The 19288-nt window shown below is 30.8% G+C and carries 27 protein-coding genes, 1 pseudogene and 2 riboswitches; of the genes and pseudogenes, 20 read left to right on the forward strand and 8 right to left on the reverse strand.

Going from position 1 to position 19288, the window contains the following annotated elements; genetic code table 11:
• Positions 1-14 precede the first annotated feature (14 nt).
• The 8 genes from LEBU_RS00365 to LEBU_RS00400 all read right to left on the reverse strand — a co-directional run bounded on the left by LEBU_RS00365 (position 15) and on the right by LEBU_RS00400 (position 4808).
• Positions 15-797 carry a cobalamin adenosyltransferase gene (locus tag LEBU_RS00365; protein ID WP_012806201.1) on the reverse strand — a complete coding sequence of 261 codons (783 nt, stop codon included), beginning with the start codon at positions 795-797 and terminating at the stop codon, positions 15-17.
• A gap of 17 nt (positions 798-814) precedes the next feature.
• Entirely contained in the window at positions 815-2293 is a 1479-nt protein-coding gene (locus tag LEBU_RS00370) for an acetaldehyde dehydrogenase (acetylating) (protein ID WP_012806202.1), read from the reverse strand.
• 40 nt (positions 2294-2333) lie between these two features.
• Complete coding sequence (locus LEBU_RS00375; RefSeq protein WP_012806203.1) at positions 2334-2639, reverse strand: BMC domain-containing protein; 306 nt, start codon at positions 2637-2639, stop codon at positions 2334-2336.
• Positions 2627-3361, reverse strand: coding sequence for a BMC domain-containing protein (locus tag LEBU_RS00380; RefSeq protein ID WP_012806204.1), 735 nt, complete (start codon positions 3359-3361; stop codon positions 2627-2629). Before LEBU_RS00380 ends, LEBU_RS00375 begins: the two co-directional genes overlap by 13 nt.
• 14 nt (positions 3362-3375) lie before the next feature.
• Entirely contained in the window at positions 3376-3810 is a 435-nt protein-coding gene (locus LEBU_RS00385; protein WP_012806205.1) for a EutP/PduV family microcompartment system protein, read from the reverse strand.
• A gap of 2 nt (positions 3811-3812) precedes the next feature.
• Positions 3813-4163: an ethanolamine utilization microcompartment protein EutS gene (gene eutS / locus LEBU_RS00390; RefSeq protein ID WP_012806206.1), complete on the reverse strand. Its 351-nt coding sequence runs from the start codon at positions 4161-4163 to the stop codon at positions 3813-3815.
• Positions 4164-4189: 26 nt separating this feature from the next.
• A complete protein-coding gene (locus tag LEBU_RS00395; protein WP_012806207.1) occupies positions 4190-4465 on the reverse strand; it encodes a BMC domain-containing protein in 276 nt (91 codons plus the stop codon).
• A 67-nt stretch (positions 4466-4532) separates the two neighbouring features.
• On the reverse strand, positions 4533-4808 hold the full coding sequence (locus LEBU_RS00400) for a BMC domain-containing protein (RefSeq protein WP_012806208.1): 276 nt from the start codon (positions 4806-4808) through the stop codon (positions 4533-4535).
• Between the two features lie 444 nt (positions 4809-5252).
• Positions 5253-5426: riboswitch (cobalamin riboswitch) on the forward strand.
• Between the two features lie 94 nt (positions 5427-5520).
• On the opposite strand from LEBU_RS00400, the gene LEBU_RS00405 reads away from it, so the two are divergent.
• From LEBU_RS00405 to cobI, 20 genes and pseudogenes are all read left to right on the forward strand, one after another.
• On the forward strand, positions 5521-5718 hold the full coding sequence (locus LEBU_RS00405) for a hypothetical protein (protein ID WP_420805369.1): 198 nt from the start codon (positions 5521-5523) through the stop codon (positions 5716-5718).
• Positions 5637-5947, forward strand: a pseudogene (locus LEBU_RS00410) (ABC transporter ATP-binding protein); the annotation flags it as partial. The gene LEBU_RS00405 and the pseudogene LEBU_RS00410, both read left to right, overlap by 82 nt.
• 89 nt (positions 5948-6036) lie before the next feature.
• The gene (locus LEBU_RS00415; RefSeq protein ID WP_012806209.1) at positions 6037-6291 is read left to right on the forward strand and encodes a type II toxin-antitoxin system RelB/DinJ family antitoxin; all 255 of its coding nucleotides are present in this window, start codon (positions 6037-6039) and stop codon (positions 6289-6291) included.
• The gene (locus tag LEBU_RS00420; RefSeq protein WP_012806210.1) at positions 6291-6554 is read left to right on the forward strand and encodes a Txe/YoeB family addiction module toxin; all 264 of its coding nucleotides are present in this window, start codon (positions 6291-6293) and stop codon (positions 6552-6554) included. Before LEBU_RS00415 ends, LEBU_RS00420 begins: the two co-directional genes overlap by 1 nt.
• A gap of 678 nt (positions 6555-7232) precedes the next feature.
• A complete protein-coding gene (locus LEBU_RS00425; protein WP_012806211.1) occupies positions 7233-8552 on the forward strand; it encodes an MATE family efflux transporter in 1320 nt (439 codons plus the stop codon).
• 83 nt (positions 8553-8635) lie between these two features.
• Positions 8636-8950 carry a winged helix-turn-helix transcriptional regulator gene (locus LEBU_RS00430; protein ID WP_012806212.1) on the forward strand — a complete coding sequence of 105 codons (315 nt, stop codon included), beginning with the start codon at positions 8636-8638 and terminating at the stop codon, positions 8948-8950.
• A 288-nt stretch (positions 8951-9238) separates the two neighbouring features.
• Positions 9239-9586: a hypothetical protein gene (locus tag LEBU_RS11935; RefSeq protein ID WP_012806213.1), complete on the forward strand. Its 348-nt coding sequence runs from the start codon at positions 9239-9241 to the stop codon at positions 9584-9586.
• A 147-nt stretch (positions 9587-9733) separates the two neighbouring features.
• Positions 9734-9961 carry a type II toxin-antitoxin system RelB family antitoxin gene (relB, locus tag LEBU_RS00440; protein WP_012806214.1) on the forward strand — a complete coding sequence of 76 codons (228 nt, stop codon included), beginning with the start codon at positions 9734-9736 and terminating at the stop codon, positions 9959-9961.
• Positions 9961-10278: a type II toxin-antitoxin system RelE family toxin gene (locus LEBU_RS00445; protein WP_012806215.1), complete on the forward strand. Its 318-nt coding sequence runs from the start codon at positions 9961-9963 to the stop codon at positions 10276-10278. The genes relB and LEBU_RS00445 overlap by 1 nt, the downstream gene beginning before the upstream one ends.
• 109 nt (positions 10279-10387) lie before the next feature.
• A riboswitch (cobalamin riboswitch) is annotated at positions 10388-10571 on the forward strand.
• 194 nt (positions 10572-10765) lie between these two features.
• Positions 10766-11473 (forward strand): energy-coupling factor ABC transporter permease, encoded by a 708-nt coding sequence (locus LEBU_RS00450; RefSeq protein ID WP_012806216.1) that lies wholly within the window; start codon positions 10766-10768, stop codon positions 11471-11473.
• Complete coding sequence (locus tag LEBU_RS00455; protein ID WP_012806217.1) at positions 11473-11775, forward strand: energy-coupling factor ABC transporter substrate-binding protein; 303 nt, start codon at positions 11473-11475, stop codon at positions 11773-11775. The genes LEBU_RS00450 and LEBU_RS00455 overlap by 1 nt, the downstream gene beginning before the upstream one ends.
• Positions 11762-12454, forward strand: a complete 693-nt coding sequence (locus tag LEBU_RS00460; protein WP_012806218.1) for a CbiQ family ECF transporter T component — start codon at positions 11762-11764, stop codon at positions 12452-12454. Before LEBU_RS00455 ends, LEBU_RS00460 begins: the two co-directional genes overlap by 14 nt.
• Positions 12447-13253: an energy-coupling factor ABC transporter ATP-binding protein gene (locus tag LEBU_RS00465; RefSeq protein ID WP_012806219.1), complete on the forward strand. Its 807-nt coding sequence runs from the start codon at positions 12447-12449 to the stop codon at positions 13251-13253. The genes LEBU_RS00460 and LEBU_RS00465 overlap by 8 nt, the downstream gene beginning before the upstream one ends.
• Positions 13250-14593 (forward strand): cobyrinic acid a,c-diamide synthase CobB, encoded by a 1344-nt coding sequence (locus LEBU_RS00470; protein ID WP_012806220.1) that lies wholly within the window; start codon positions 13250-13252, stop codon positions 14591-14593. Before LEBU_RS00465 ends, LEBU_RS00470 begins: the two co-directional genes overlap by 4 nt.
• A 258-nt stretch (positions 14594-14851) precedes the next feature.
• Complete coding sequence (locus tag LEBU_RS00475; RefSeq protein ID WP_012806221.1) at positions 14852-15496, forward strand: precorrin-8X methylmutase; 645 nt, start codon at positions 14852-14854, stop codon at positions 15494-15496.
• Between the two features lie 31 nt (positions 15497-15527).
• Positions 15528-16652 carry a cobalt-precorrin-5B (C(1))-methyltransferase CbiD gene (cbiD, locus tag LEBU_RS00480; RefSeq protein ID WP_012806222.1) on the forward strand — a complete coding sequence of 375 codons (1125 nt, stop codon included), beginning with the start codon at positions 15528-15530 and terminating at the stop codon, positions 16650-16652.
• Positions 16624-16785: a hypothetical protein gene (locus tag LEBU_RS11940; protein WP_162009826.1), complete on the forward strand. Its 162-nt coding sequence runs from the start codon at positions 16624-16626 to the stop codon at positions 16783-16785. The genes cbiD and LEBU_RS11940 overlap by 29 nt, the downstream gene beginning before the upstream one ends.
• A gap of 259 nt (positions 16786-17044) precedes the next feature.
• Positions 17045-18283 carry an ATP-binding protein gene (locus tag LEBU_RS00485; protein ID WP_012806223.1) on the forward strand — a complete coding sequence of 413 codons (1239 nt, stop codon included), beginning with the start codon at positions 17045-17047 and terminating at the stop codon, positions 18281-18283.
• A 92-nt stretch (positions 18284-18375) separates the two neighbouring features.
• Entirely contained in the window at positions 18376-18582 is a 207-nt protein-coding gene (locus LEBU_RS00490; protein WP_238974492.1) for a GIY-YIG nuclease family protein, read from the forward strand.
• A gap of 10 nt (positions 18583-18592) precedes the next feature.
• On the forward strand, positions 18593-19285 hold the full coding sequence (cobI, locus tag LEBU_RS00495) for a precorrin-2 C(20)-methyltransferase (RefSeq protein WP_012806224.1): 693 nt from the start codon (positions 18593-18595) through the stop codon (positions 19283-19285).
• Positions 19286-19288: the final 3 nt, after the last annotated feature.

Below are 19288 nucleotides of genomic sequence, written 5' to 3' on the forward strand. Positions count from 1 at the left end.
CCCGAAATTTGAGATTATTTATAATCTCCATTATTTGCTTTTAGCATCATCAAGTACAATATACTGCTCAAACGGTTCAATGCTTTCAGCATATCCAGCCTTTCCACTTTTCCTTCCTTGTAAAAAGCTTCCACCGCAGCAAGCTCACATTCCCTTGAAAGAGCTCTCAGATAATTTAAATCTATAACTGATTCATCATAATCTATATTTATTTCAAACAAATGCCCCGTCTTAAAATATTTTACTGTATTATGAGTTATGTCTTTTAATGTATCTATATCGTATCCTAGAACATTCCTTTCCTGAAATTCCATATCTGTCATTTCACTTATGAATAAATCTCTTACAAATCTGTATGTCTGTGCAAAATCACTTTCCAGCTTTTTATTTTTTTCATATTTTTTCCAATATTTTATTATTTCAGCCTGTAAAATATCAAATTTTCCTCTTAAAATAATTCTCTTATGATTTTTTACAACTAGATTGTCTCCAAAAAGCTGAGTCATATATTCAGGTTTTTTGTCGTAAATTGCTCCTGTAAAATAATCTCTGTATTGTCTTTTTGGAGAAATTTTTTCTTCAGATTTCTTGACTTGAGAAACTTCAGATTTTTTTTCATCGTTTTCTTTTTTCTCTATAGCTTTTTCCTGAGATTTTTTAATTCGATAATCAATTTTTTTCACATTTAAATATTCTCTGGCTGATGGTGTAAGGATGTCTTTTTCAGTTATTCGTACTTTTTCAAGATGCCCTTCCTTTTCTAATTTTCTAAGCATTCCTTCTGTTATAACAGGCATTTTTTATCACACCCTATCTATTTTTTATAAATTCCATCCAATACTTGTCTTATGATACTTTCTATATCATTTTCGCTAACTTTTGAATTACTAGTGTCAGTATTTAATTCACATGCACAAGTACAAACACCTTCATTTTTCAATTCTTCCAGCTCTTTTGTCCCATAAGCTACTCTTCTAATATTTATTAGATTTAGAGGTCCTATATTGTCAGAAGTTGCACTTCCTCCAACTGTTCCACATCCTAATGTGAATGCAGGTATAAGATTTGTCGTAGCTCCTACTCCTCCAAGTGCCGCAGGTGTGTTTACAAGCAATCTTGAAACTGGTTTTTTCAATGAAAATTCTCTTATGATATTTTCGTTGTTTGTGTGCATTGACATTGTATGCCCGATTCCTTCGTTTTGAAGAATTTCTATACATTTTTCACATGCTTTTTCCCAAGTTTCTTCTGTATAAAATCCTAGTACTGGACACAATTTTTCCCTTGAATAAGGATTGAAGTGTGAAACTTCTGTTTCTTCAGAAATTAGAACTTTTGTAGTTACAGGAACTGTTATTCCCGCCATTGCAGCTACATATAAGGCTGTTTTTCCTACTATTTTTGGATTCATTGTGTTGTTGGCTCTCATTAGAATTTTTCCAACTTTTTCTCTTTCATCCTTGTTCAAGAAATATGCGCCTTGTCGTTTCAGTTCATCTGCAACTTGATGTTTTATTACTTCTTCTGTAACAATTGACTGTTCTGACGCACAAATTACTCCATTGTCAAAAGTTTTACTGTCTATTATTCTTTTAACTGCTTTTCTAATGTCTGCACTTCTTTCAATAAATGAAGGTCCATTTCCAGGTCCTACTCCTATAGCAGGTGTTCCAGAACTGTAAGCAGCCTTTACCATTGCTTCTCCACCTGTTGCCAAAATCAATGAAGTCTTTTTATGTTTCATAAGCTCTTGTGTAGCTTGTAATGTAGGTGTTTTTATAACTCCAATTAATCCTTTTGGAGCACCTTTTCTTTCAGCAGCTCTTATTAAATATTCTGCGGTTTTTAATATAGAGTCTTTCGCATTTGGATGCGGACTTACAATTACCGCATTTCCTGCTTTTAATGAAATCATTATTTTGTATATTGTTGTAGACGTAGGGTTTGTAGAAGGAATTAATGCTGCGATTATTCCCATTGGAACCCCTATTTCTGTTATTCTTTTTTCTTTATCGTCGTTAATGATTCCTCTTGTTTTTAAATCTTTTATAGTTTCATAAACACCTACTGACGCTAGTCTATTTTTTAGCACCTTATCTTCCCAACGTCCAAATCCTGTTTCTTCATTAGCCAATTTTGCCAGTTCTACTTCGTGTTTTTGAGCTTCTTCACAGATTTCCTTAACTATTTCATCAATCTGGCTTTGAGAAAATTGGCTGTATTCTTCAAAAGCTTTACTCGCAGCAGCAAGCAAATCTCTTACTTCCTGTATCGATTGCAAATCTTTATCCATAATCTTTCCTTTCTGTAAATAACTACTGTTTTAGTTATTCCTATTCTGTTACAGCTTCTTCAACTGTTTTTGCTTTAGGCAATATAGCTTCAATTTCAGTATGAGGTCTTGGAATTACATGAATTGAAATCAATTCTCCTACTCTTTCTGCAGCAGCAGCTCCCGCATCAGTTGCAGCTTTCACCGCTCCCACATCTCCTCTTACCAATACTGTCACTAATCCGCCACCAACATGCTCTTTCCCAATCAATGTTACATTGGCTGCTTTTACCATCGCATCTGCAGCTTCTATTGCCGCTACTAATCCTTTAGTTTCTATCATTCCTAACGCATTTAATGTTGCCATTGTGCTTCCTCCTTATTATTTTTTATCAAAATTTCTATCAGTTTTTTCTTAGGCATTGTTTTTATTTGATTCCAAGTGTAGCCTAATTTGCAGCTATTTACCATTTTTTTTAAATCAATTACTTTCATACCCTGATATTGCTTTTTTAATTTTTCTGCTTCATCATCTTCTTTTTCAACTTCTATTTCGAAAACTTCTATTTTTTCCTGAATATCATTATTTTGATCTAATTTTTCAGCTGGATTTTCAACTTTTTCATAAACTTCAGCTATCTCTGTAACTTTTTCATTTATTTCTTTATTTTGTTCTTCGTCAAAATTTTCATTTTTACTTTCATTTATTATTTCTTCTGTTATTTCTTCGGTTGAAATTTTTTCCGTTGCTTTTTTCTCAATAGTTGTATCTTTAACAACTGATTTGTTTTCAATTTTTTGTTTTTTCTCCTTATTTCCTAAATCACTTATCAAGATTTTTTTTGTTTCCGAATCAATTCTTGCGATAACATTACTGCTCAGGAAATTACCAAGTCTTTTTGCACTTTCCGTAGCGGCATCAACTGCTGCTGTTACAGCCGACACATCTCCTGCTACTTCAATCGTTACAATTCCGCCTTTTACATAATAGCAGTTCATAAGAGTTACATTAGCGGCTTTCAATGCGGCATCCGCTGCTTCTATTGCAGTTACAAGACCTAGTGTTTCTACGTATCCGTATGAATCCATCTATTTATCACCTTCTAACTCTCGGAATCTTCTTCCAGATATTTGACAAGTTCCTCAATTCCTTTATTTTCATAAGCACTTACAATAAAAACTTTTTCCGCTCCCGCCATTTCCAATATTTCTTTTGCTTTTTCAGGATTTCCACCTAAATCAGTTTTGGTTACAATTCCAATTACAGGCTTTGAAAAGGCTGTTGCAAAGTTTGGGGGAAATATATTACGCTCTTCATCGCAGGCTTGCACCATTCCTACAACATCACAGTCATAGGAACTTACAATTAATGCTTTGTAAAGCATTCTATTTTCCATATATTCACCGGGAGTGTCAAGTATATCATTTGAATATGTAAGCATTTGAGTTTTTTCATATTCTATGTCCAATCCATGTATTCTTTGAGTCAATGTTGTTTTACCACACATGGACTTTCCAATTAAAAGTATTTTTTTCAATTTTATGACCTCGTTATTTGAGTTATACTAAATCTTAGTACATTTTGAAAGTATGAAACTACTTCATTTACAGCAGCTTCTATACTTCCAACATCTCCACTAATAACAACAGACCCAGTAAATCTATCGACAAATCCTATCTCCACTTCAGCACTCTTTGTAGCCAAATCTGCCGCAATTATTGCCGCTTCTCCTGGAGTGATTGTTAAAATTCCGATGGCATTTACCTTGTTTTCATGAAGCCCTATTTTTTTTGATAAATCTCTTTGAGGATTTGCAATTATATGAGCCAGTGTCAATTGCCTACCGGGCACATATTCCTGTATCATTCTCTGTTTTTTTTCTTCTTCCATTTGACAAATCCTTTCTAAAATTTTTTCTATCTAGGCAATATTGTTTCAACTTCTGAATGTGGACGCGGAATTACATGAATTGAAATCAGTTCTCCTACTCTTTCAGCAGCAGCAGCCCCTGCATCAGTTGCAGCCTTAACAGCTCCTACATCTCCTCTTACAAGCACTGTTACAAGTCCTCCACCTACGTGTTCTTTTCCAATCAATGTCACATTCGCAGCTTTTACCATCGCATCAGCTGCTTCTATTGCAGCTACTAATCCTTTAGTTTCTATCATTCCTAGTGCATTTAATGTTGCCATAGCTCTTACCTCCCAAAATTTTTTAATTTTCAAATTCTTTAATAATAACTATTTTTTGTTTTTAAAATTATCTTGGTAAAATAGTTTCAACTTCTGAATGTGGACGTGGAATTACATGAATTGAAACTAGTTCTCCCACTCTTTCAGCAGCAGCAGCCCCTGCATCAGTTGCAGCCTTAACAGCCCCTACATCTCCTCTTACAAGCACTGTTACAAGTCCTCCACCTACGTGTTCTTTCCCAATTAATGTCACATTCGCAGCTTTTACCATTGCATCCGCTGCTTCTATTGCAGCTACTAATCCTTTTGTTTCTATCATTCCTAACGCATTTAATGTTGCCATATCTTTCCTCCTGAAATTATTTTTTATTTGACAAATAATTTAACTTTAAATTCACCTCCTCATCTAAAATTATGTATAAACTATTAATTATAATTAGTGAAAAATAAAAAAGGAACTAAAAAATCAAATAATTTTTCAAGCTCCTTTGCTCCAAAATATTATTGTACCATTTTATATTTAATAATTCATATTTTACAATTAATAATGTTTTATTTAAAAAGTTTTCTACATCATTGTAATTAACTTTCACTTTGAGTATACTATGATTTTTAATTTTGTCAATAGCTTTGAAAAAATTTTTTTAAAATTATATTTAAGTTGATATGATTACATTTAAAAATACGTTTAAAATTGAACCGAAACAGCTTAAAGTAATAATATTAAATTTAAAAAAATATAATTGTGGGGAAATATATCTTGACAAATATAAAAAAGAGAGTGTACTAATAGTAAAGAATTATAGGTGTTTTACAAACTTAATAAGGAAATCGGTTAGAATCCGATACAGCCCCCACTACTGTGAAACTGACGAAAGTACACAAAACCACTGAAATATTTTGGGAAGGGTATAAGTAGGATGAAGTTAGTCAGGAGACTTGCCTAAGGTTAAATTAAATTTAGAGAAGGAGAGAAAATGAAAAAGAGAATATTATTGTTTTTAGTTTTAATCAGTATGCTGTTAATAGGTGTAAATGGTTATTCAATGCACATTATGGAAGGTTTTTTACCTTTAAATTGGGTTATAGTATGGTTTGCGGTTTGTATTCCGTTCTGGATTATAGGGATAAAGAAACTTCAGGCTGCCTCTAAAGGAAGCGTGAAGGATAAAGAGCAATTTCGCTTGAGCCGGAGATACTTATATGCGACGAGGCAACTTCCGCGCTTGATGTTTCCATTCAAAAAAACATAGTGGAACTTCTTGTAAGGCTGCAAAAAGAAAAAAACATAACAATGATTTTTATATGTCATGACATAGCATTAATAGAATCTTTTGCACACGAAATTGTAGTAATGTACCACGGAGATGTAGTAGAAGTAATAGAAGGCGGACAAATTTCTGAAAAAGCAAAACATCCATATACGAATCGTTATTAAGCGCAATTTTTCCTGTGCGTGGAGAAATGGTCGAAGTTAAGTAGTTTTACTGTTGTTTATATAACAAAAGTTTTATTTTTTATAATTTTTATGCTATAATAGTTATATATATTTATGTATAGGGGTGATAAAAATGAGTAAAACAACTTATGCATTTAAATTAGACGATAATTTAAAATTTGATTTGGAAAATGTATGCGAAGAATTGGGAATAACACTACCTGTTTTTTTTACAATGGCAGCCAAAAAATTGGTTAGAGAGAGAAAACTGGAAATTGACTTGTCAGAAAAAGATGATTATTTCTACAGTGAAGAAAATATTACAAGACTTCTAAAAGCAAAGGAACAAATTGAAAAAACTGGTGGAACAGTTCACGAGGTGCTGTAATGGTAAAAAGATGGTCTGATGAAGCATGGGAAGATTTTCTTTTCTGGCAGAAAAATGATAAGAAAGTTTTCAAAAAAATATTGGAACTTATAAAAGACATTGATAGAAATGGATATACTGGTATCGGAAAACCTGAAGGCTTGAAGCATGAACTATCTGGCTACTGGAGCAGGAGAATTAATGAAGGAAATAGAATTGTTTATAAAATAGAAAATGGTGAAATCTGGTTTTTGCAATGCGGTTCTCATTATAAGAAAAAATAAAAAGGGTGGAAAAATTTTCTGCCTTTTTTTGAGTTTGGTTTAAATAAGTTTCATTGAATTATTAAATATTTTTGACAAGTATTTTTTGATTGAGTGTGTCACAGTAACACGAGGAAATTTAAAAATATATGAGAAATTTTTTTAAGAAGAAATTGGATTTTGAGCAACTTGGATTTATAAAAAAAAATATTAAAATATAGGAGATAGTCAAAATGAAAATAAAACTACGATTACAATCAGAAATCCTGATGATTTTGAATTAGACTTATTTGAGTCTTTTTGCAGTGTTCCAATTATTATAGATAATAAAATGATTATAGGGACTCATACTACAAATTTAGATTTATCGGATAGCACGTACAATCAATTACCTGAAACTTTAAAAGAAGTGTTAAATCGGCATCAAACTAGAAATTTTTATTTAAAGTCTTCTTTATTAACAATAACAGGATTAACAGCATACAGTAGACCTGTTCGATAACTATATATATTTAGAATTTAATAAAACAAATATTCTAAAGCAAGGGGTCTTGACCCCTTGTGAAAATAAAAAAACTTAGGTTATCGAACACATCTATTGAGATACTCACAAAAAAGTATGTTATTCATATCAAATGAAATAAATGTTAAAATATCAATTAACAGGCAGATAAATAAAAACAAGGAGAAAAAATAAAGATGAAAGACTTAACAAAAGGAAATGAACTGAAAACAATAATTTATTTTTCTTTGCCAATTTTAATAGGAAATTTATTTCAGCAGATTTACAATATTTCAGACACAATCATTGTGGGAAATTTTTTAGGAAAGGAAAGCCTTGCGGCTGTAGGCTCAAGTTATCAGATTAATGTACTTATAATAGCTGTTTCGATAGGAATTTCATTAGGGACAAGCATTCTAATTTCCCAATATTTTGGTGCAAAAGATATGGACAATTTGAAAATCACGGCAAATACAGGATTTATCTTTTCCATAATTTTATCTCTTATTGTTACAACACTAGGTTTTTTACTGTCAAACAATATTTTAATTTTAATTAATGTTCCGCAAAAATTGTTACTGGAGGCAAATATCTATTTAAAAATTATTTTTATTGGAGTTGTCCCAACTTTTGGCTATAATTCCCTCACAAATACGCTAAAAGGCGTAGGTGATTCAAAAACGCCGACTTATATCTTAATTACCGCAGTGATTTTAAATATTATCCTAGATATATTTTTTGTAGCAGTACTAAATTCTGGAGTTGCAGGAGCGGCAATTGCAACTGTTATTTCACAGTTTGTTTCTTTTTTTCTTTGCTTATTTTATATAAAATTTAAATATCCAAATTTAATTTTTCAAAAACATTATTTCAACTTAAATTTTAATATTTTAAAAGAAATACTGATTATTGGAATGCCAGCAATGTTACAGCAAGTTTTAATCAGCCTAGGATTTATTGTTATTCAAATTCTTGTAAATGGATTTGGAACAGACTGTATTGCAGCTTTTATTTCTGCTTCCAGAATTGACTCCTTTGCAGAATTGCCATCCATAAATTTAGGACAGGCGTTGATGACTTTTACAGCCCAAAACTATGGAGCCAAAAAAATGGATAGAATAATTAAAGGTGGAAAAGATAGCCTAATTTTAGGAATCTCATTTTCCATCATAATCTCAATTATTATTTTTATTTTTCCAGCATTCTTTATTTCAATATTTAACCGAAATCCCGAAGTGATTTTTATAGGAAATCAATATTTACGTATAATTTCAGCATTTTACGTAATTTTCTGCACAATGCAAATACTAAATGGATTGCTACTAGGCTACGGAAAATCCTTAGTTCCACTAATAGCCTCTATCACTTCATTTTGTATGTTTCAAGTGCCTCTAGCCATTTTGCTTTCCAAAACATCGTTAGGCTATAACGGAATTTGGATTGCCGCACCGATAGGCTGGACAGGAGGACTGCTAATTCGAGTGTGGTATTTTATAAAAATTTCTAAAAAAATATAGAAAAAATAAAAGAATTGTAGTAAAATCAAGATTATTTGGTGTTTTTTAAAATTTCAAATAATTTCATTGAAAGGAAAATTTATATGGAAGAAAAAATTTACACTTGTCCGCTGGAATTAACTCAAAAAATATTATCAAAAAAATGGACAGTCATCATATTATGGCTTTTAAGACACGGAAAAGTCAGAACAAAAGATTTCAAAAATCAAATAAAAGGCAGCAACGAAAAAATGATTATCAAGCATCTAAACTATTTAATCAAAGAAAAACTTATAGAAAAACGGGAATACAATGTTTACCCAAAAAAGACAGAATATATCCTCTCAGAAAAAGGAAAAGATTTATTGCCTATTTTGGAACTTATGCAAAGTTATGGGAAAAAATATTATGCTAAATGAAAATTTGATAGTATACAAAAAAGATGATAAATAATCAGTTATTTAGACTATTTAATATTATCTTTTTAATTTTATTTTTTATTATTTTTTTGAATAACATATATTGTATGATTATGAAAAATATTTATTAATAATCTATGAAATTTAAATAAAAATCCTTATCTAAACACTTAAAAATTATATTCAAATTTTTTTAACAAGGCTGTAAAATTAATTATTAGACCTGTTCGACAACTAACTATATGTACTTGTAATTTAATAAAACAAATATTCTGAAACAAGGGGGTCTTGACTCTTTGTGAAAATAAAAAACTTAAGTTATCGAACACATATAGTATAGGCATAGATGTCAATAAAAAAGTAAATGCAATACATGGAGGAAAAATTTTTGATAACTTTGATAAAGAAAGAGGGTATACTATGATAACTTGTGCTTGCTATTTTCCATCAGGAAGTATGGCAATACATTTTCAGGCATTGGGAGATATTTTTTTAGAATTTGATTTAAAAGATGTTTTTTTTCTAAATGATGTTAAAGAATTTTATGAAATTTCAGAGCTGGAATATAAAGAAAGTGATGAGATAAATAATCAAGATTATAATGAAATTACAGCAATTATATGTGGTAAAAAGTAATAAAAAATCTTGAAAAATTGAAAATTATCTTTTAACTTAATAAATTTGAATAATAGTTGTAAAAGACAGTGATTATTTTATATATTGACAAATAAAATAACGAGTGATACTATTGTAATATAAATATTACAATTGGAGGGATAAAAAATGCCAACATTATCGTTAAGGATGGAGAAAGAGGATTTGGAATTTTTAAAGGAATATGCGAGCATAAATAACCTTAATATGTCATCTTTTGTTCGGAATTTAATTTTAGATAAAATATACGATGAAATAACTGAAGAAGATGAAAAAAGAATATTGAAAAGATGGAAAAATTCAAAATCTGAAAAAACTGCTTCTGCTGAAGAAGTTTTCAAAAGGCTAGGATTATAATGGAAAAAAGATTTTACGAAGTTAAATTTACTGAATCTGCAGAAAAGGATTTAAAAAAATTGATCAAATCAAACAAAGCCATAGCTAAGCTTATAAAAAAATGGATTTCAGATAATTTAATAGATACACAAAATCCAAAACAAAGAGGAAAAGCATTAACAGGAAACTTAAAAGGATTATGGAGATACAGGATAGGTTCCTATAGAATTGTAGCTGAAATAAAGGGTAAAGTTTTACTAATATTAATTATAGAAATTTCAGATAGAAAGGAAACTTACAAAAATAAAAAAACATATAAAGATAGTAAACTAAAATAAAGCTAATTTGAAGTATTAGTAGATACTCAGTATATTTTGTTATAATGTTTATCTTGTTTATAAAATATTTTTATACTAAGCTTGACAAATATAAAAAATAGAGTATACTAATAATAGAGAAATTATAGGTGTTTTTACAAACTTAATAAGGAAATCGGTTAGAATCCGATACAGCCCCCACTACTGTGAAGCTGACGAAAGTATACAAAACCACTGAGATATCTTGGATATTTTGGGAAGGGTACGAGTAGGATGAAGTTAGTCAGGAGACTTGCCTAATAATTTTTTATATAAAATTTTCTGGGAAGGGAAGATTTAATATACATCAATGTAAAAATAAATCAATGGTGATTTGTTCCATAAGCGTACTATACGATGGTGATATAGTTATTGTTGTGGAAGTTTTGACGTGTATTGGCTTCAGCTTTGGCTGATTTTTTTTTGGAACTTGCCGAAGGTTAAAATTAAATTTAGAGAAGGAGAGAAAATGAAAAAGAGAACATTATTGTTTTTGGTTTTAACCAGTATGCTGTTAATAGGCGTAAATGGTTATTCAATGCACATTATGGAAGGTTTTTTACCACTAAATTGGGTTATAGTATGGTTTGCGGTTTGTATTCCGTTCTGGATAATAGGAATAAAGAAGCTTCAATCTGTTTCTAAAGGGAGCGTACGGGAAAAAATGACGCTTGCATTAGCGGGTGCGTTTATATTTGTATTGTCTGCACTAAAAATTCCATCAGTTACAGGAAGTTCGTCACATCCTACAGGAGTAGGGCTATCTGCTATATTATACGGACCTTTTGTAACTTCCATTCTTGGAACAATCGTATTAATATTTCAAGCAGGATTGCTTGCACACGGAGGATTTACAACTTTGGGAGCAAACGCTGTTTCAATGGCAATTGCAGGACCAATTGTATCATATTTAGTGTATAAAGGATTTGAGAAAAAGAATAAGGCGTTAGCGGTATTTTTGGCAGCGGCGTTAGGAGATCTTGCGACTTATGTGGTAACATCAATTCAGCTTGCACTTGCATATCCATCTCCACAAGGTGGAGTAGTTGCTTCATTTATCAAATTTGGAGCGGTATTTGCAGTAACTCAGGTTCCTCTTGCAGTTATCGAAGGGCTACTTACAAACGTGGTGATGAATATACTTGAAAAATATAACGTAAAAGAGGTGGAAGCTTAATGTCGGAAAATAAAAACAAAAGTGTATTTAAAAAGAATATTATTTTAATAATTGCAATAATTTTAATAGGTGTTATTCCTTTATTTCTCGTAAAATCTGAATTTGGCGGATCTGATGACAAGGGAGAAGAAGTAATAAAAACTATAAAACCTGATTATGAGCCATGGGCTAAAAATTTAATAGAATTACCAGGAGATGAAACTGAAAGTCTGCTGTTTGCATTACAGGCGGCATTAGGTGCAGGAATTGTAGGGTATGTATTAGGCTATTTCAAAGGTGAAAGAAAAAATGCTAATAGATAAGGTATCTTACACAAATCCCATAAAAAATATAAACCCCGGAGTAAAGTTTATATTGTCAATGACGACATTAGTATTTTTACTTTATACTGGAAGTAAAATAGTATTTGTTTTTAATTTTATACTGTTTAATTTACTTCTTTTGTTTGTCGTAAAAGTGAAAATAGGTGACTTGTTAAAGCTGAACTTTATTCCGGCTTTATTTATTTTAACAACTGTAATTTCCTTGCTGTTTATAAAAGCGGATATATGGACATTTTTGCTACGTTCATTTTCCTCGATAGCTGTAGTTTATTTCCTTATTTGTTCTACTCCAATTATAGATTTGGACTATATATTTGCAAAGCTGAAATTTCCTAAAATATTTAGGGAAATGTTTTTACTAATTTACAGATATATATTTTTATTATTTGAAAATAAGGAAAAATTACATAATGCACAGGAAGTAAGACTAGGATACAGCAGTTTTAAAAATGGGATGAAATCATTTCCAATGCTAGTAGTTGCTATATTAAAAAAAACATACTACTATAATCTGAATTCTATAAAGGCTGTGGAATCAAGAATGGGAAAGGAATTTATTTTTTCTCATAGAAAATATAAAAAAATTGGGTTTGAAATAATATTCGTAATAATAATAGTTATAATAAATTTATATTTGGTGGTAAAATACAATGCTTAGACTTGAAAATATAACTTTTTCATACGACGAAGAAACAGAGGCTCTAAAAGATGTGACTTTGAATATTGAAAAAGGGAAAAAAACATTATTTCTTGGGGAAAATGGCTCAGGAAAATCAACATTATTTTTAATAATGAATGGACTTTTGAAAGCACAAAAGGGAAATATTTATTTTGAAGAGAAAAAAATAGAGCATAAAAAGAAAAATCTCGAAGAATTGAGAAAAAAAGTCGGGATAATTTTTCAGGATCCTGAAATACAGATTTTTGCACCTTTAGTATTTCAGGAAGTAGCTTACGGACCTGAAAATCTTGGATATTCTAAAGAGGAAGTAGAAAAAAATGTAAACAGGGCAATGAAAGAAATCAATATAACAGATTTAAAAGATAGACCTTGTCATCATCTGAGCTATGGACAGAAAAAAAGAGTCTCAATAGCTGCAATTACGGCAATGGAGCCAGAACTTCTTATTCTAGATGAGCCAACTGCATGGCTTGATTCTAAAAATACAAAAAGAGTATCAGAAATTCTAGATAATTTTTCCAAAGCAGGAAAAACAATGGTGGTATCAACGCACGATACAGATTTTGCCTATGAATTTGCTGACTATATCTATGTCCTTGAAAAAGGGAGAATTGTACGGCAAGGGAGCAGGGACGAGGTTTTTGAGGATTTTGAATTTTTGAAGAAATTAAATTTGAATATTCCAAATGTACTGAAAATAAAAAGTTATCTCAAGTATAAAAATCTTGATGAAAATGATTATTATAAATTTTTGGAGGAAAAAAACTTGCTATGAAAAAATTACTTATATCAGGAGCAATGAGCGGCAGTGGAAAGACTACGGTAAGCAGCATATTGATGTCAGCTTTTGAAAATGTGGCACCTTTTAAGGTTGGTCCAGACTACATCGATCCTGGTTATCATGAGTTGTTTACAGGGAATAAATCTCGTAATTTAGATGCTTTTATGTTTGATGATAAAACATTAAGACATATATTTGAAACAGGAGCAAAAGGGAGCAATATCGCTATAGTCGAGGGAGTTATGGGACTTTATGACGGAATTGGGCATGAAAAGGATAATTTTAGCACAGCTCACGTATCAAGAATTCTTGATATTCCAGTAATTCTAGTGGTTAATGCAAAAGGAATTTCCACAAGTATAGCTGCTGAAGTTTTAGGATTCAAATTATTTGATGAAAATGTTAAAGTAAAGGGAATTATCTTAAACAATGTTTCTTCTGAGAAACTATATTTAAACTTAAAGGAAGCGGTAGAAAGATTTACGGGAATAGAATGCGTAGGATATTTGCCGAAAAATGAGAAATTATCGGTGGAAAGTAGACATCTGGGATTAAAACAGGCTTTTGAATTGAAAGGCTCAAAAGAACTTGAGGAAAAAAAACAGCTGTTTAAGGAAATTGCACAAAATTGCTTAGATTTAGAAAAAATTTACGAAATAGCAGAAGAATTTGAAACAAAAAGCAGTATGGACAGTTTTGAGCCAATAATGGACTTAAAGAATAAATATAAAGGGAAACGTGTTGGAGTCGCTAAAGATGGTGCATTTTCATTTTACTATGAGTCAAATCTGGAACTGATGAGATTTTCGGGATTAGAAATAGTAGAATTTAGTCCTGTAAAAGATGAAAAAATACCAGAAAATCTTGATATGATTTATTTTGGCGGAGGTTATCCCGAACTTTACTGGAAAGAATTGTCTGAAAATGTTTCTATGAAGGAAAGCATAAGACAGGCTTATGAAAACGGAGTAAAAATCTATGGAGAATGTGGCGGATTTATTTATTTAACCAACAAGCTGAATTTGCTAGACGGAAATAGCGGGAATTTCTGTGGAATTATAGATGTGGAAATTTCTATGAAAAATAGGCTGAATATCGGAAGGTTTGGTTACATAAATATAAAAACTGAAAATGGAATTCATACAAAAGGACACGAATTTCATTATTCAGAAATTTCTGTAGATAATGAAAAAGAAAAATTTTATAAAATAGAAAAAAATGATGGAAGAAATTGGGTTTGCGGATATAGAAAAAATAGTCTTCTAGCGGGTTATCCACACATTTCTTTTTATTCAAATATAAAATTTTTCAAATATTTAATTGAAAAATTGTAAAAAAAGCTATCTAAAATTTAAAAAATAATATATAATTGTATAGTAAAACTATTTAAAAATCGAACTAATCAAAGTTATAGTCAATCCACTTGAAAATTGTTGTAAAACTGTTAAAAAAGCAATGGATTGGCTATAGATATAGCAAAAGATTTATTCTAGTTTTAAACTGGAATTGCTGTATTTAAAATTTAAACTTAAAATATTGTTTGATTTTTTTTTAGTTTAAAAACATAAAAAAATATTGGAGGGAATCAATTTATGTCGTATATTAAGGATCCGAAAGGGATAGAAGTAAGAAGTTTTGAAATGATTACGGAAGGATTAGGGAACAAGGTAGACCACTTTGCTGAAAATGAGAAGCCAATTGTGAAAAGACTGGTGCACACTACTGGAGATTTTGGGTATGCAGATATTACAGAGTTTCATAATGATGCGGTAAATTCGGCTATGGAAGCTATAAAATCAGGGTGCAAGATATATTGTGATACAAATATGATTGTTACTGGATTAAATAAAATAGGTCTTGCGAAATTTGGATGTTCAGCATATTGTCTTGTAAATGATGAAGAAGTGGCAAAAGAAGCTAAGGAAAGAGGAATTACAAGATCGATGGTTGGAATTGAAAGAGCAGTGAAAGATAAGGATACAAAAATATTTTTGATTGGAAATGCTCCAACAGCATTATTTAAACTTCTTGAAGAAATAAGCAAGGAAGGGGCAGAAAAGCCTAAACTTATTGCAGGAGTACCAGTAGGATTTGTTGGATGTCCTGAATCAAAAGCCGCACTTTCAGATTATGATGTGCCATTTATAAGAACTAACGGTACAAAAGGTGGAAGTACAGTAGCTGTGGCAGTATTACATGGAATACTGTATCAAATGTTTGAAAGAGACAGATATTAAAAAAACTACTAACAAAGGGAAGGAAGTAAAAATGGAAGAATACGTATATTTTAACGGTAGAAAACTAAGATATGGCTATACAACGGGAAGTTCTGCAACAGCAGCCACGAAAGCTGCACTTATGTATCTTCTGCAAGATGGAGAACAGGATATACCAGAAGTAACTATCGGACTTCCCTCAGGAAAATCTATAACAATAAAAGTAGATTCATTAAAAAAAGCAGATAACTATGCGCTTGCATCGGTTTTAAAGGATGGGGGAGATGATCCCGACGTTACTCACGGACTTCAGATTTTTTCAAAGGTAAGTTTGCGTGATGATGCAAAAATAAATATTTTTGGTGGGATAGGAGTAGGGAAAGTTACCAAAAAAGGTCTTCCCATCTCTCCTGGAAATTCTGCAATAAATCCTACTCCTTTAAAAATGATAAGAGCGGCGGTGGAAAGTGTTCTTCCAACTGGAAAAGGTGCAGATATAGAAATTTTTGTGCCAAAAGGCGAAGAAACTGCAAAAAAAACATTGAATGCAAAACTTGGAATTATCGGTGGAATTTCAATTCTTGGTACAACGGGAATAGTAAAGCCGATGTCGGAAGACGCATGGAAAGCATCGCTTGCCATTGAATTGAAGATGGCTCTTGAAAATGCTGAAAATGGTGAGGCAATATTTCTATTTGGAAACAGGGGGAAAAAATATTTAACTGACAATTTTGAGGATAATACTTCATTATCTGTTGTAATAAGTAATTTTGTGGGCTATATGTTTGACAGGGCGTGCGAATTTGAGGCAAGAAAAATTTACTTTATTGGTGAACTTGGAAAATTTGTAAAAGTTGCAGGCGGGATATTTCATACACATAGCAGAGTTTCTGATGCCAAAATGGAAATACTCGCTGCAAATGCGCTGCTTGTAGGCGAAAGCATGGAAAACCTTAAAAAGATAATGGCTTCCAACACAACCGAAGAAGCTACAAAATACATTGAAAAAACAGAAGTTTACGATCTTCTGGCAAAAAAAGCCAAACAGAAATGTGAAGAATATTGCCGAAGAAACGGCTGGGATCTGGAAGTAGAAACACTTATTATTTCTGCTGAAAGAAAAGAGCTGGGAAGCAGTAAGAAGTTTTTTGATAATTTTAAAAGAAAAGGGCTTTAAGGATATAGAAGTTGTTACGGTTGTTGTTAGCAGATTGAAAAAATCAGACTATACTATGATGTTTGAAAAAAATACTATTTGTATAATAGACCTGTTAGACAGCCTAAGTTTTTTATTTTCACAAGGGGTTTAATACCCCTTGTTTCAGAATATTTGTTTTATCAAATTCTAAATGCAAGTTTAATTAAATTTATGAAGAAATAAAAGCTGGAAAAACCTCATTGATAATTTTTAAATTATAGGATTACATTCCTTTAAAAAATAAAAATTCCGAAATTTAAGGAATATATTCCTTAAAATTTGTTAATTCATAAAAAAATAGGATTACATTCCACAAAAATTGATTTTTAAATAAAAAAGGGGTATAATTTAAAAGGAAATGAGGTGTTAAAATGATAAGAATAGATCGAAAAGAATATTTAGATTTTTTAGTAAAATCAAAAGACAGACAGATAATAAAGGTCGTATCTGGTGTAAGAAGATGTGGAAAATCCACTCTCTTTGAGATATATAAAGATTTTCTGCTTGAAAATGGAGTTGCAAAAAATCAGATTATATCCATAAATTTTGAAGATATGGATTATGAAGAACTTACAGATTACAAAAAACTTTACGAATATATAAAATCTAAAATGATTAAAGATAAAAGGAATTATATATTTTTAGATGAAATTCAGCATGTGGATAAATTTGAAAAAGTTGTAGACAGCCTTTTTATAAAAGAAAATACAGACCTGTATATAACAGGTTCTAATGCCTATTTTATGTCGAGCGAGCTGGCAACCCTTTTAAGTGGGCGTTATATAGAACTGAAAATGTTGCCTTTATCATTTAAGGAGTATTATCAGGCTAAATTAGAGTATGAAAAACTGGAGCAGAAGGAAAATAGGACATCAAAAACACTTATACAATATTATAATGAATATATAGTAAACAGTTCGTTTCCTTATACTTTACAGTTAGACAGTGATTTGAAAAATATACATGAATATTTAAGCGGAATATATAACTCAGTGCTTTTGAAAGATATAGTTGCAAGATTGAAAATTTCAGATGTAATGAGACTTGAAAGTGTTGTGAAGTATGTATTTGATAATATCGGTAATTTAACTTCGCTTTCAAAGATAGCGAATACCCTAACTTCAATGGGAAGAAAAACGGATGCAAAAACCATTGAAAAGTATATTAGAGGGCTTACTGACAGTTTACTTGTGCATGAAGTTAGCAGATACAATATAAAAGGGAAAGAATTCCTGTCCACATTATCAAAATATTATGTTGCAGATTTAGGACTCAGACAGATGATTTTAGGTAATAGAAATATAGATATGGGTCATATACTGGAAAATGTAATTTATCTTGAACTGCTTAGAAGAAAAGGCAATGTATATGTCGGGCAGTTTGATAAAAACGAAATTGACTTTGTTGTTATTAATTCAAATGAAATTGAGTATTATCAGGTCGCTTTGACAGTTTTAGATGAAAACACTTTAAAAAGGGAACTGGATACCTTTAAAAATATTAAGGATAACTATCCGAAGTATCTTATAACCTTAGATGATGTAATGGTAAATACTGACTATGACGGAATAAAGGTTGTAAATGCTCTGGAGTGGTTGTTGGAAGTTTAATGATGTCTAAAACGTATTTATGCTATTACTGATGTGTTTAATGGAAAATTATATATTGGTTCAGCTTATGGCAATGATTGTTTACTAAATAGATGGAGTATGTTAATAATTTAACTGGAGGAAATGTAGAACTAAAAAAAGTTTTAGAGGAAAAAGGTGAAAAATATATTCAAACTAACTTTAAGTACTCTATACTTGAAATTTTTGATACCAAGACAAAACAGGAATATATATTAGAACGAGAAAATTATTGGAAAAAAGTTTTTGAAACTAAAAAATTTGGAATGAATAAAAATTAGAGGAGAAAAAATGGCTAGTAAATTAGGTAAATTCTATGGAATAGGAGTAGGAGTAGGAGATCCTGAAAATATAACAGTTAAAGCAACAAAAAGACTGCATGAAGTAGATGTGATAGTACTGCCTGAGGCAAAAAGCGGAGAAGGAAGTACAGCCTTTAATATTGTAAAAGAATATGTAAAACCAGAAGTAGAGCAATTATTTCTGGAGTTTCCTATGATAAAGGATGTGGAAGCGAGAAAAGTTTTTAGAAAAAATAATGCGGATGTAATAAGTGCTGAATTGGAAAAAGGTAAAAATGTAGCGTTTTTAACAATAGGTGATCCAATGACTTATAGCACTTATACTTATGTATTGGAACATATTTCAGATGATGTGGAAGTTGAAACTATTGCGGGAATAACTTCGTTTAACAGTATTGCGGCAAGGCTTAATATACCGCTGATGATTGGAGATGAAGATTTAAAAGTAGTTTCTGTCAATAGAAAGACTGATGTTTATAAAGAAATTGAAAATAATCAAAATTTAGTGTTAATGAAAATTAGCCGAGATTTTGAAAAAATAAAAAAAGCGATTATTGAAACAGGAAATAAAGAAAATATAGTTATTGTTTCAAACTGTGGAAAAGAAAATGAAGAAATTATTACAGATATTGAAAATGTTGAAAGTGTACATTATTTTTCTACATTAATTCTAAAAAAATAGGGA

This window comes from Leptotrichia buccalis C-1013-b (assembly GCF_000023905.1).
Taxonomy (GTDB): Bacteria; Fusobacteriota; Fusobacteriia; order Fusobacteriales; family Leptotrichiaceae; genus Leptotrichia; species Leptotrichia buccalis.